The sequence below is a fragment of the Tepidanaerobacter syntrophicus genome, assembly GCF_001485475.2.
GTDB classification, from domain to species: domain Bacteria; phylum Bacillota; class Thermosediminibacteria; order Thermosediminibacterales; family Tepidanaerobacteraceae; genus Tepidanaerobacter; species Tepidanaerobacter syntrophicus.
The window spans coordinates 78042-90321 of the sequence record NZ_DF976995.1; the positions used below are offsets into that span (position 1 = coordinate 78042).

General features: G+C 41.4%; 15 protein-coding genes. All 15 read left to right on the top strand.

Features of this window, described 5'->3' with window-relative positions; all coding sequences use genetic code 11:
* Positions 1-12: 12 nt before the first annotated feature.
* The 15 genes from TSYNT_RS12085 to TSYNT_RS00480 all read left to right on the top strand — a co-directional run bounded on the left by TSYNT_RS12085 (position 13) and on the right by TSYNT_RS00480 (position 12212).
* Positions 13-642, top strand: a complete 630-nt coding sequence (locus tag TSYNT_RS12085) for a BMC domain-containing protein (protein ID WP_083497584.1) — start codon at positions 13-15, stop codon at positions 640-642.
* Positions 629-2086 (top strand): acetaldehyde dehydrogenase (acetylating), encoded by a 1458-nt coding sequence (locus tag TSYNT_RS00415; protein ID WP_059031171.1) that lies wholly within the window; start codon positions 629-631, stop codon positions 2084-2086. Before TSYNT_RS12085 ends, TSYNT_RS00415 begins: the two co-directional genes overlap by 14 nt.
* 25 nt (positions 2087-2111) lie before the next feature.
* On the top strand, positions 2112-2405 hold the full coding sequence (gene eutM / locus TSYNT_RS00420) for an ethanolamine utilization microcompartment protein EutM (RefSeq protein WP_059031173.1): 294 nt from the start codon (positions 2112-2114) through the stop codon (positions 2403-2405).
* A gap of 206 nt (positions 2406-2611) precedes the next feature.
* On the top strand, positions 2612-3391 hold the full coding sequence (locus TSYNT_RS00425) for a hypothetical protein (protein WP_059031174.1): 780 nt from the start codon (positions 2612-2614) through the stop codon (positions 3389-3391).
* Positions 3392-3417: 26 nt separating this feature from the next.
* A complete protein-coding gene (gene pduL, locus TSYNT_RS00430) occupies positions 3418-4053 on the top strand; it encodes a phosphate propanoyltransferase (protein ID WP_238142602.1) in 636 nt (211 codons plus the stop codon).
* Positions 4054-4055: 2 nt separating this feature from the next.
* Complete coding sequence (gene eutJ, locus TSYNT_RS00435) at positions 4056-4913, top strand: ethanolamine utilization protein EutJ (protein WP_059031176.1); 858 nt, start codon at positions 4056-4058, stop codon at positions 4911-4913.
* Positions 4882-5730 carry a flavoprotein gene (locus TSYNT_RS00440; RefSeq protein ID WP_059031178.1) on the top strand — a complete coding sequence of 283 codons (849 nt, stop codon included), beginning with the start codon at positions 4882-4884 and terminating at the stop codon, positions 5728-5730. Before eutJ ends, TSYNT_RS00440 begins: the two co-directional genes overlap by 32 nt.
* On the top strand, positions 5731-6003 hold the full coding sequence (locus TSYNT_RS00445) for a EutN/CcmL family microcompartment protein (protein WP_059031180.1): 273 nt from the start codon (positions 5731-5733) through the stop codon (positions 6001-6003).
* 12 nt (positions 6004-6015) lie between these two features.
* On the top strand, positions 6016-7347 hold the full coding sequence (locus TSYNT_RS00450; protein ID WP_059031182.1) for a 4Fe-4S dicluster domain-containing protein: 1332 nt from the start codon (positions 6016-6018) through the stop codon (positions 7345-7347).
* Positions 7347-7907 (top strand): BMC domain-containing protein, encoded by a 561-nt coding sequence (locus TSYNT_RS00455; RefSeq protein WP_059031184.1) that lies wholly within the window; start codon positions 7347-7349, stop codon positions 7905-7907. Before TSYNT_RS00450 ends, TSYNT_RS00455 begins: the two co-directional genes overlap by 1 nt.
* A 4-nt stretch (positions 7908-7911) precedes the next feature.
* Positions 7912-8202 (top strand): hypothetical protein, encoded by a 291-nt coding sequence (locus TSYNT_RS00460; protein WP_059031187.1) that lies wholly within the window; start codon positions 7912-7914, stop codon positions 8200-8202.
* Between the two features lie 3 nt (positions 8203-8205).
* Positions 8206-9591: an ethanolamine ammonia-lyase subunit EutB gene (locus TSYNT_RS00465; RefSeq protein ID WP_059031189.1), complete on the top strand. Its 1386-nt coding sequence runs from the start codon at positions 8206-8208 to the stop codon at positions 9589-9591.
* A 4-nt stretch (positions 9592-9595) separates the two neighbouring features.
* Complete coding sequence (gene eutC, locus TSYNT_RS00470) at positions 9596-10486, top strand: ethanolamine ammonia-lyase subunit EutC (RefSeq protein ID WP_083497580.1); 891 nt, start codon at positions 9596-9598, stop codon at positions 10484-10486.
* A 41-nt stretch (positions 10487-10527) separates the two neighbouring features.
* Entirely contained in the window at positions 10528-11607 is a 1080-nt protein-coding gene (eutH, locus tag TSYNT_RS00475; protein WP_059031191.1) for an ethanolamine utilization protein EutH, read from the top strand.
* 173 nt (positions 11608-11780) lie between these two features.
* Positions 11781-12212 (top strand): EutP/PduV family microcompartment system protein, encoded by a 432-nt coding sequence (locus TSYNT_RS00480; RefSeq protein WP_202859692.1) that lies wholly within the window; start codon positions 11781-11783, stop codon positions 12210-12212.
* The last annotated feature ends 68 nt before the right edge of the window (positions 12213-12280 follow it).

Below are 12280 nucleotides of genomic sequence, written 5' to 3' on the forward strand. Positions count from 1 at the left end.
TGAGTGATACTTATGAGCAAAGATGCCTTGGGCCTCATTGAAACTCGAGGCTTGGTAGCTGCGATAGAGGCATTGGATGCAAGCCTCAAAGCGGCAAATGTAGAGTTTGCATCATACCGCTTTACAACCGGTGGCCTTATCTGCGTAATTGTAACAGGAGAAGTAGGAGCTGTCAGAGCTGCGGTGGACGCAGGGTCAGCTGCCGCTGCCAGAGTCGGCGAGCTTATAGCAACCCACGTTATACCACGCCCGGCCGATGATACTATAGCTATTATCGATGAAATAAGAGGTAAAAAACCAGTTTCTAAGAAAAAACCTGATACAGCCGAGCCTGATGAAAATGTAATTAACATAGAAAACGAAACGCCAAATGAAATTACACCTTACACAGAAGAGGAATTAAAGAAAGCTGTAGAAATTTTAAGAGAATTTCTAAAAAATACTGAGGGAGAATCACTTCTTCCCGAGGACAAACGGCTGGACGAGTATGGTGTGAGAACTTTGCGAAAAGTTATGAAAGCTTTACCGCTTGCAGAAACCATAAAATCTCAGATCTATACCATGAGAAAACAAGAAATCATAGAAACCCTGATGGAATTTGCAAAGAAGGAGGGGAGGGATGAGTTAGATGATGAATATTGATAAAGACTTATTAGCAATACAAGAAGTTAGGAACCTTGTAAAAAAAGCTAAAGAAGCCCAGAGAATCTTGGCGACTTTTAGCCAAGAAGAAATCGACAGGATTGTGCAAGCAATGGCTGAAGAAGGAATAAAGGCATCTCGATGGCTGGCAAAGGTAGCTGTTGAAGAAACTGAAATAGGAAAATATGAGGATAAAATAATAAAAAATCTTTTTTCCACAAAAAAGGTCTACGACAGCATAAAAAACCTTAAAACCGTTGGCATTATCTATGAAGAAAAAGAAAAGCGCGTATATCATATAGCGGAGCCGGTTGGAGTAATAGCGGCGCTTACACCTACTACAAATCCAACATCTACTGCATTTTTCAAATCACTTATATCTATAAAGTCGCGCAATGCCGTGATTTTCAGCCCACATCCGAGAGCTGTAGACTGCACATGCCAAGCTGCCGAAATTATGCATAAAGCTGCAGTTCACGCAGGAGCTCCAGAAGGTATAATCGGATGCATTCACTATCCGACTTTAGACGCCACAAACCAACTTATGACACATCCTGACATAAGTGTAATACTTGCAACCGGCGGCAGTGGCATGGTAAAGGCGGCATATAGTTCCGGTAAACCTGCTTTTGGAGTAGGTCCCGGCAATGTGCCGGCATATATTGAAAGAAGCGCCAATGCTAAAAAAGCAGTAAAAGCAATTTTTGACAGCAAAACCTTCGACTATGGCACGATTTGCTCTTCAGAGCAATCTCTAATATGTGAAAAGCTAAATGCCAACGAAGTACGGGAGGCTATTAAAGAACAAGGCGGCGTGTTTTTAAATGAAGAAGAAATTCATAAACTGGAACGCTTTGCTTTCCGCTGCGATGGCAGTCTGAGCCCTGCTATTGTAGGAAAATCAGCTGCAGCTATTGCTCAAAGTGCCGGATTTAAAGTAGATCCTAACACAAGAGTGCTGCTTGCAGAACTTAGCGGTGTGGGAATGGAATATCCGCTTTCTCGTGAGAAACTAAGCCCCGTTCTTGCCTACTATGAAGTTGAGAATTGGCAGGAAGCTTGTGAACTTTCAAAGAGATTGTTGGCACTTGGAGGCATGGGACACACCCTTTCTATCCACTCAGAGGATAAAGAGGTAATTACTCGCTTTGCCCTTGAAAAACCCGCATCAAGAATTGTAGTAAATACACCTTCGTGTTTAGGCGCTATAGGCGGAACAACCGGGCTTACCCCGTCGCTGACACTGGGCTGTGGCTCATTTGGAGGCAACTCGACTTCAGATAACATAGGCCCAATGAATCTTCTAAATATAAAAAGGCTCGCATATGAAATAAAGAGTCCTGAAGAGCTTACAACAGAACTTCTTGCTGCAGAAGCAGATGGTGATTCCGAAGAAGAGCTTGTTAAAAAGATTGTAAAAGAAGTACTGAAAAAGATTTCTTGACAAATTTTGAGGAGGTTAGATAAAAATGGCAGATGGTCAAATTGCATTAGGAATGATAGAAACAAGAGGATTAGTAGCATCAATTGAAGCAGCAGATGCTATGGTAAAGGCTGCAAATGTTTATCTTATTGGTAAGGAGCATGTAGGTGGAGGACTTGTTACAGTTATGGTAAGAGGCGATGTAGGAGCCGTTAAGGCGGCTACCGATGCCGGTGCTGCAGCGGCCGCAAGAGTAGGAGAACTTATTTCTGTTCACGTAATACCAAGACCCCATGGAGATGTAGAATATATTCTACCCCACATAGACAGGAACGAATAAAGAAGCAGAGCATCTATGAATTAAAAAAGTAGAATGTATTTTATACATCAAGAAAAAGTTGTAAGAACATACTTTACAAGAGGCCGTCAGGTAATGCCAAAAGGTTTCTTGCCTGATGCAGTCTGTTTATATTATCTGGCGGTCGCTTACTAATTAAGGAAGTAATACCTCTTACAATATTTCAAGCCGTGGGGAGGGTGAACTATGTGAAAGTCTTAACAGAAATTGATCTACGTTCGAACCTTAAAAATTTAGATTCTATTAAAACGTACAAAGTACCGTCAGGCACTATTCTTACACCCGCCGCCCGCAGTTTTCTTACAGAAAACAAGATAGACATAGTCTTTGCCGATGACGAAAAAGAAGAGATAAAAGAAAATCCCAAAGAGTCCAAATCTAATATTGAAGCAGAAAAAAGAGAAGAAGGTTCAAAAAAACCTCGGTATTTTCTTATAGGAGCCGGAATAAGAACAGATGAAAAACCTGAGGCCTACACTCATTTATATGCTAATAATCTTGTTCCAAAATGCCATCCCAGAATAAAATTTCGAGGGAAAATAGATTCGCTGGAAGCCTGCATAATCTGTACCCAAGTCAAAGCTAAAACATTAAAAATGGATAATGTAGCAGAGGATTTAAACGATATCTTGACACTTGCAAGAAACATACTAAGAGCCGAGGTGCTTTCGGAGCCTCTTGAGGATTTCCTCTTATTAGGTCTGTCGGAACAGGATATTAGAGAAATTTCCCATAATCCCCAAAAAACCCTTGGCATATCCCACTTTATTCCCTCCTATGAAATGGGAGAAATGATGGCAGAATTAAATTATGTAAGGACCCAAATAAGAGAAACTGAGATTGCAGGAGTAGAAGCTTTTCTTGATGTGGCAGAAGGCTTAAAAAGAGAGGACATCATAAAGGCTTTAAATCGCATGAGCAGTGCCGTTTATGTAATGATGTGCCGCCTAAAGGCCGGAAAATATTAAAGAATATTAAAGTTAGGAGTCCAGCCATGGAAAAGGATGAAATAGTAAAATTAGTTGCTCAAGAAATTATTGCAAGAGAAATGAGAGTTCCTATTCCGGTAACCGTTTCCAACAGGCATGTCCATGTCGATGAAAGTGCCAGGAAGATTCTTTTTGGCGATGCTCCTTTAAGAGTCAAAAAATTTTTAGGCCAGCCGGGAGAATTTGCCGCTGAAGAAACGGTTATGGTGATAGGGCCAAAAGGCCATTTTGATTCTGTAAGAATAGTAGGACCCGAGCGCAAAGCGTGTCAGATGGAGATATCTGTAGGAGATTGCTATCATCTTGGCGTAAGGCCTGTTGTCAGGGATTCTGGAGATATTGACGGAACACCGGGTGTATACCTTGTAGGACCCTGTGGGATGGTGCAAATGCAGCAGGGCGTAATAGTTGCAAAAAGACATATTCATATGGTGCCTCAAGATGCCGAAAAATACGGTGTTAAAAATAAGCAATTGGTTCGGATAAGATATGATACAGGGATGCGCAAAGGCATACTTGGAGATGTATTGGTAAGAGTAAATGAAAACTATGCCCTTGAATGCCATCTTGATATCGAAGAAGCCAATGCATTGTGCATAAAAAACAATGACACGGTATATATGGAGATTGGGGAAATATAATCATGTTTACAATGGAGAAAGTCAATAAAGCTATTGCACGCCTCGAAAAATGTATGATAAATCCTGAAAATGCAATCGGTGACTTATATACCGGCATTGATTTGGGAACAGCGTATACTGTACTTACTGTAATAGACTCTGAAGGAAACCCTGTGGCCGTAACCTATCGCTTTGCACAAGTGGTACGCGACGGTGTGGTAGTAGACTTTACTGGTGCCACGCGTATACTGAGAGAGCTGAAGGCGGAGCTAGAGGAAAAATTAAATAGGGAACTTGAAAAAGCTGCCGGTGCGTTTCCGCCTGATACGGGCAACAGCACTGTAAAAGCGCATTTTTATGTGTGCGAAGGCGCTGGATTTGAAGTCATAAACATGGTGGATGAACCAACTGCCGCAAACAATGTGCTCAACATTGAAAACGGTGCTGTTGTAGATATCGGCGGAGGAACTACAGGAATTGCAATTATCCAGGACGGCAAGGTGGTCTACACTGCTGATGAGCCAACTGGCGGCACACATTTTTCGCTGGTTATAGCAGGTGCAAGGCATATTAGCTTTGAAGAGGCGGAAGATTTTAAGAAGCGACCTGAGAATCAAAAAGAAGTCATGCTCATGGTAAAGCCTGTAGTTCAAAAAGTTGCAAGCATAATTAAAAGTAAAATTCGTGGGTATGATGTGAAAAGCATTTACTTGGTTGGTGGAACATGTTGCCTTGAAGGCATAGAAAAGGTTATAGAAAACGAACTGCACATTCCCACATTTAAACCGACAGATCCCCTGCTGGTAACGCCTTTGGGTATTGCATTGAGCTGTTTGGAGGTGAATGGGATTGAATCAAGAGATGTTGAAGCCTATCATTGAAGCTGTTGTCCGAGAAGTAATGAAAAAAATGGAAGGCGCAGCAGGCACAGCAGAAATTAAGAAAGAAGAAAGTCAAAAAGAAAAAATATTGTTGGTTTTTACCGGCGGAACCGGAAACCTGGATATGGTTTTAGAACAGCTAAAGCTGCTTTCTGAGAAATTTGACTTTATTGCACTTTTTAGCAAATCTGCGGAAAAAGCCGTAGGTAAACAAAGAATACGAGAAGCTATAGAATTTGAGGATGCAATAGAAGAAAATCTTTATGATGCTCTTTCTGCTGTAGATAAGATAATATTTCCAACCCTTACCCAAAATACAGCTGCAAAAGCTGCTGTAGGAATAAGAGATTCTGTTGCAAGTGAAGCACTGGCCTGCGGCCTTTTGCTAAAGAAAAAAGTTATTGCCATAACAGACTCGATTCCGTTAAAATCAATGCCGGCAGCATATGCTCGTATGGTTGGCGAAGTGCTAAAAAGGGTGGAGCAACTAGGTGTTGACATGTGTAAAGCTGAAGAGCTGGCAAATAAAGTCCTTTACATTAAAAAAGACACAGGAATAAAGACTGTGCCTGCCGGCACGGAATGCAAAATTGAAACTGCTCCAGAACCGTTAAAACCTAAGCCGCCGGAAAATGCCCAGGAAAAGCAAAATGTTTTAACACTGGAAAGCAAGGCCCCGGTTACTGCGGAAGTAGTTAATAATGCCATACTCAAAGGCTTTAACAAGATAATCTTGCCACCGCGCACTATACTGACGCCCCTTGCAAAAGATGCGGCCAAGGATAATAAAGTAGATGTTGAATGGGCGGTGGAATAGGTGCATATATGCAAAGTCAAAGGCAATGTCTGGGCAACCCGCAAGGAAGAGAGCCTGAAGGGTCAGAAATTTTTAATAGTTGTAAATGTGGATGAGCGTCAAAGAGAAATTGGGACACCTTATGTGGCGATTGATAATATAGGGGCCGGCGTAGGTGAACTGGTAATAGTCGCTTCCGGCAGTTCTGCCAGAAAAGTATCCGACGAATCAATGCCGGTAGATGCAGCAATTGTAGGAATTATTGATTCGATGGAAATAGATTCAGGCAGCTAGGAGATGGTGTAATTGCAAGTAAATGAAAAATTAAAAGAAATGGGTGTAGTAGGTGCCGGTGGTGCAGGATTTCCAACATACGCAAAGCTCAAGCAAGGCGGTATAGACTACTACATAGCAAACGGAGCTGAATGTGAGCCGCTGCTTGATGTAAGCAAAGAAATAATGGCAAGGTTTCCCGGCAAAGTCATAAAAGGACTAAATCATCTTGCAAAATACACCGGAGCGGCGAAAACGGTTATAGCTTTAAAAGGAAAGTATAAGCAAGCTATAAAAGCGTTACGAGAAGAGCTTACAACTGAAGCCGAAAACAATATTGAAATTTTTGAAATGGGAGATTTTTTCCCGGCAGGCGACGAACAAGTGCTTGTTTATGAAATAACAGGCCGAGTTGTGCCGGAAGGCGGTATACCGCTTTTGGTAGGAGCGGTAGTAAACAATATTGAAACTTTATACAACGTGTACAATGCCATTGAAGAAGATACGCCGGTGATTGATAAGTATATTACCATCGGAGGAGATGTAAAAGATCCTATAACATTAAAAGTTCCGGTAGGAACTAATATAGGATGGTTGTTGGATTTTCTCGGAATAGAATACAAAGATAAAGTTATAATCGACGGTGGACCCATGATGGGAAATATTACAAACCCTGATATGCCTATCGTAAAAACAACAGGAGGCCTCCTGCTTTTCCCCAACGACCATCCTGCTGTGACTGTAAAAACATCCAGCATGGATTATATATTAAAAATGGCCAAGATTTCCTGTATACAGTGCCGCTATTGCACCGAGCAGTGCCCTCGCTATCTTTTAGGACACGACTTACAACCATCGAAAATTATGTTGACCGTTGGATTTAGACTTACAAGCGATTATATTAAGCAAGCACTTTTGTGCTGCGAATGTGGTCTTTGCGAAGCATACTCATGCCCCCAGCAGCTTTCACCACGTCGAGTCAACCAAGCCTTAAAAAAGGAACTTGCAGCTGCCGGAGTAAAGTATACCTCCCACAAAACCACCTTCAAACCTCGGGAAGCCAGAGAATGGCGAAAGGTGCCTACAAGCCGCCTAAAAGCACGATTAAATCTTACAGAGTTTGAGCGGCATGCTTCTTTAGTAGATGGAAATTTTGTAAAGCCGCCCAAAGTTTTTATTCCGACTAAACAGCATACGGGCGTTCCTGCAACTCCAATAGTAAATGTAGGCGATAGAGTAGCAAGGGGTCAAGTGATAGGTACTGTGCCTGAAGATAAACTAGGCTGTTACATTCATGCCAGTATAGACGGAATCGTCGAGCAAAGCGATAAGGATAAAATTGTTATCCGGGGGGAGGAATCATAATGGAAAAAGCCATAGGTATCATCGAAACAATAAGCATTGCAGGAGGAATTAAAGCAGCTGATGCTATGGTTAAAATGGCTCCGGTTAAGCTGTTTTTAGCACGGCCAATATGCCCCGGGAAATTTTTAGTTCTTATTGGCGGTGATGTGGCAGCCGTGAAGAGTTCTTTAGATGCAGGCAAGAGCACAGTAGAACATTATTTAGCAGATTCGATATTGATTTCAAGTGTTCACGATGATGTTTTTCCTGCTCTTGAAGCTGCTGTTGCAATAGAGGAAAGTGATGAATCACTAAGGGCTTTAGGAGTTATAGAGACTTTTTCCGTAGCGTCATGTGTTATTGCGGCGGATGCGGCGGCAAAAAGCGGTGGTGTAAAGCTAATTGAAATACGTCCGGCTATGGGCCTTGGAGGTAAGGCTTTTGTGACTATGATAGGAGATGTGAGCGCCGTAGAATCGGCAGTTAGCGCAGGTCGGCAACAGGCAGAACCGGAAGGAATGTTAGTAAACAGCATTATTATACCTTCTGTGGCGAAGGATGTTTTGAAAGCACTGCTTTAAGGGGGTGAGTGTTATAAACAAAAAACTTATTACAAAGCAGGATGTGGACAAATGGTATTTTGAAGGCATAAAAGAAATCTATGTAGATGACAATACTATGATTTTACCCGGAGCAAAGGATGCACTCATGGCTGCAGGAATAACAGTAAAAACTAAAAAAGATTGTTCTGAGTTAGAACAAATTAGAAAAGTAGTAGATGAATACTGTAAAGAAAAAAACATAGACGGTGAGGAGAAAGAAAAGATTATAAAGAGCGTTATAGCCAAGTGCAGCATAAATCTTGGGGGTGAATAAATTATGCCTTGGTCAACTAGATTGTTTGGAAAAAATTACACATTCTTTAGCATAAAAGAAATTCTTGCTAAAGCAAGCGAGGAAAAATCAGGAGATATTTTTGCCGGAATTGCTGCTGAAAATAATGCCGAGCGCGTGGCGGCAAAAAGAGTTCTTGCAGAACTTACCTTAAAAGATCTTAGAGAAAATCCAGTTATTCCTTATGAGGAAGATGAGGTTACGAGAGTAATTGACGACGGTCTTTCTCAGGGAATTTATAAGAGCATATGCTCAATGACAGTTGCTGAACTTCGTGAATGGATTTTAAGCCATGACACAACATGTGAAGATATTCACCGTGTGTCTGCCGGTTTAACTGCAGAAATGGTTTCAGCAGTTGCAAAACTGATGTCAAACATGGATTTGGTGTATGCAGCGTCAAAAATCCATGTGGTTACTAAAAACAGAACAGAAATCGGTCTTCCTGGGACACTTTCATATCGTATTCAGCCCAATCACCCTAACGACAGTGTTGAAGGAATACTGGCATCTGTAATGGAAGGCCTTACTTATGGTTCCGGTGATGCAGTTATCGGCATCAACCCCAATGAAGATACAGTAGAAAATACTGTAAAGTTAATGAACGCATCTTTTGACTTTATGATGGACTGGGCTATACCTACACAAAACTGTGTTCTATCCCACATAACCACTCAGATGAAAGCGGTAGAAGCAGGTGCCAGGGTATGCGCCTTCTTCCAGAGCATATCAGGCAGCGAAACCTGCAATAAGGTTTTTGGTATAAGCGCTAAAATGTTGGATGAAGCATTTGACATGATTAAGAAAAAGGGTTTTGCACCAGGACCGAATTTTATGTATTTTGAGACAGGTCAAGGTTCAGAACTTTCCCTCGATGCCCACCACGGAGCCGATATGCAGACCCTTGAAGCTAGAACATATGGGTTTGGTAGAAGATATATGCCATTTATGGTGAACAACGTATCAGGCTTTATCGGACCTGAAACATTATATGATGGAAAACAAATAACAAGAGCGAGCTTGGAAGATCACTTTATGGGCAAACTTTTAGGTCTACCAATGGGAATGGCACCATGCTATACAAACCATGTAAAAGTTGATCAAAACGACCAAGAAGGCGCAATTATGCTGCTAGCTATGGCAGGAGCCAACTATTATATGGGAGTTCCGGGAAGCGATGATTGCATGCTTAGCTACCAAGATACCAGCTATCATGATGATGCAACCCTTCGAGAACTGCTGGGACGCCGTCCTGCTCCGGAATTTGAAAAGTGGCTTGAAAAAATGGGAATTATGAAAGACGGCAGGCTGACGCCAATAGCTGGCGATCCATCAATTTTTGCTACTATGACTCCGTTAGGAAGAAGGTGAAGAAATGACACTTTTTAAAGACGATGAAATTAATACTATAGTACAAAAAGTGTTAGAAGAATTGAAGGATAAGGCAGATCCTGACAAGGCCTGCAAAACAGGGGAAAACGTCCAACCCAATGGCGAAAAAGTCATAGAATTTTCAGATATAACTGAATACAGTTTACTCGAGAAAGTTTTTGTAAAAAATCCTATGGACGAAGAATTTCTTTTAAGGATTAAAAAAACAACACCTGCTCGAATCTGTATAGGTAGAACCGGTCCGCGCTACCTTACGATACCATGGCTTCGATTTAGAGCTGATCACGCCTCAGCTATGGACGCAGTTTTTAGCGATGTATCAGAAGAATTTTTAAACAAGATGGGATTATTCAGTGTGCAGACGGTAGTTAAAGATAAAGATGAATATCTTACACGCCCGGATCTTGGGAAAATTCTTTCCGAAGAAGCTAAAGAAGAGATAAAAAAACGGTGCAAAATGCAGCCGCAGATTCAGGTTATTGTAGTCGACGGTTTAAGCTCTAAAGCTATCGAAGCTAATGTGCCTGATTTTCTGCCCGCACTTTTAGAGGGACTTAAAACCAATGGTCTTGATGTAGGAACCCCGTTTTTCATAAAATATGGCAGAGTGCCGGTAATGGATGACGTAAATGAAGTAATAAAGGCTGATGTTGTAGTTGAGCTTATAGGCGAAAGACCCGGACTTGGGACAGCTACAAGTATGAGCGCATATCTTTGCTGGAGACCTAAACGAGGCACTGTTGAATCTGATAGAAACGTGGTCTCCAATATTCATGCAGGCGGAATGCCGCCAGTAGAAGCAGGGGCACATGTAGCCTCTCTTGCTAAGAAAATTTTTGACAAACAAGGCAGCGGCGTAAATGTAGGTATTTAATTTATATTGCACAAATTTATAACGAAGAGGGGTGTATAGAGTTGAGCATTAATCAAATTATCGTTGATATTATGGTTGTATTTATGGTTTTAGGCGCTATTGATAGGATTTTAGGCAATAAATACGGATTAGGCGAGCAGTTTGAAGCAGGATTTAATGCCATGGGTTCTTTAGCACTTGCAATGCTCGGAGTTGTATCCCTGGCACCGGTTTTGGCTAAAGTATTAGAACCTGTAGTGGTACCTATTTATTCAGCCCTAGGTGCAGACCCTGCTATGTTTGCAACAACCCTTCTTGCATGCGATATGGGCGGATTTCCTTTAGCTATGGCAATGGCTAAAACTAAAGAAGCAGGTCTTTTTGCCGGCATAATTTTAGGTTCTATGATGGGACCGACAATTGTGTTCTCCATTCCTGTGGCATTGGGAATAATCCAAAAAGAAGATCATAAAGCATTAGCTACCGGTATCTTAGCAGGTATGATAACCATACCTATCGGATGCTTCTTCGGTGGTTTAGTAGCCGGCTATGAGCTGGGGATGATAGTCAGCAATCTTGTTCCTATAATTATTGTGGCAGCACTAATTGCAATCGGACTTTGGAGAATACCTGATAAGATGATAAACGGATTTAATGTATTTGGAAAAATAGTTGTAATAGTTATAACGATTGGTCTTGCTGCAATTATAGTCGAAACCTTGACAGGAATTGTTGTAATTCCCGGAATGGCACCTATCAGTGATGGCATACAAATAATCGGAAGTATTGCAATTGTCTTGGCAGGGGCATTTCCAATGGTGACAGTTATTACAAAAGTATTTAAGAAACCGTTGATGTCTATGGGCAAGGCCCTAGGCATGAACGACATAGCAGCTGCCGGTTTGGTTGCCACGCTTGCAAACAATATTCCGATGTTTCAAATGATGCACGACATGGATTATCGCGGAAAAGTTCTTAATGTGGCATTTGCAGTCAGCGCTGCGTTTACCTTTGGCGATCACTTAGGATTTACAGCAGGCGTTGCAAAGGAAATGATATTCCCGATGATAGTCGGAAAACTTATCGCAGGCGTCACAGCTATAATGGTGGCAAGCTTTTTTGCCCCGAAAAGCGCAAGCTAGTTTTTATCTGCCAGCCTAAATAAGAATTGAATAATCCAGGTTTACATATATCCCCTCGGCACTTTTAAGGATTCTGCTTTGAGGGGATATATTAGTTTTACTGCAATTAAAATAGTATATAATAAATATATAGTGTATAACAGATACATAAATAGCAACTGAGGTGAAAAAAATTGCAGAAAAAAATCATGTTTATTGGCGCTTCCGGATCAGGTAAATCTACTCTCATAAAAACACTGAGGGGATGTGGAGAAGCAGTAAAAACCCAGGCAGTGACTTTTGAAGACGGATATATAGATATTCCAGGTGAATATATGGACATAAGACGGCTAAATTATGCAGTTATAACAACGGCTATGGATGCTGATGCTATATTTGTGGTTCAAGACTCTACTTCATCAAAACCCACCACACCGCCGGGCTTTGCAGGAATGTTTAATATTCCCGTCTATGGAGTCGTAAGCAAAATAGACCTGCCAACAGCTGATATAAAAAGAGCGAGTAAGTATCTTGAAATGTGCGGCGTAAAAGGAAAATACTATCCCGTCTCAGCGGTAACAGGAGAGGGAATAGAAGAATTAAGAGAATTAATTGAAAATTTGTGAAGCTGGACATGCTAAAATGTTTTGCTTTATCTAATTTTACAATTTTTCATTGACAAAGCCATATTTAT

What these genes read in the sequence shown, in the direction of transcription:
- eutC (WP_083497580.1), top strand. Translation starts at nt 9,596, where the DNA reads ATGACACTTTTTAAAGACGATGAAATTAATACTATAGTACAAAAAGTG.
- eutJ (WP_059031176.1), top strand. Translation starts at nt 4,056, where the DNA reads ATGTTTACAATGGAGAAAGTCAATAAAGCTATTGCACGCCTCGAAAAA.
- TSYNT_RS00465 (WP_059031189.1), top strand. Translation starts at nt 8,206, where the DNA reads ATGCCTTGGTCAACTAGATTGTTTGGAAAAAATTACACATTCTTTAGC.
- TSYNT_RS00415 (WP_059031171.1), top strand. Translation starts at nt 629, where the DNA reads ATGATGAATATTGATAAAGACTTATTAGCAATACAAGAAGTTAGGAAC.
- eutM (WP_059031173.1), top strand. Translation starts at nt 2,112, where the DNA reads ATGGCAGATGGTCAAATTGCATTAGGAATGATAGAAACAAGAGGATTA.
- pduL (WP_238142602.1), top strand. Translation starts at nt 3,418, where the DNA reads ATGGAAAAGGATGAAATAGTAAAATTAGTTGCTCAAGAAATTATTGCA.
- TSYNT_RS00455 (WP_059031184.1), top strand. Translation starts at nt 7,347, where the DNA reads ATGGAAAAAGCCATAGGTATCATCGAAACAATAAGCATTGCAGGAGGA.
- TSYNT_RS12085 (WP_083497584.1), top strand. Translation starts at nt 13, where the DNA reads ATGAGCAAAGATGCCTTGGGCCTCATTGAAACTCGAGGCTTGGTAGCT.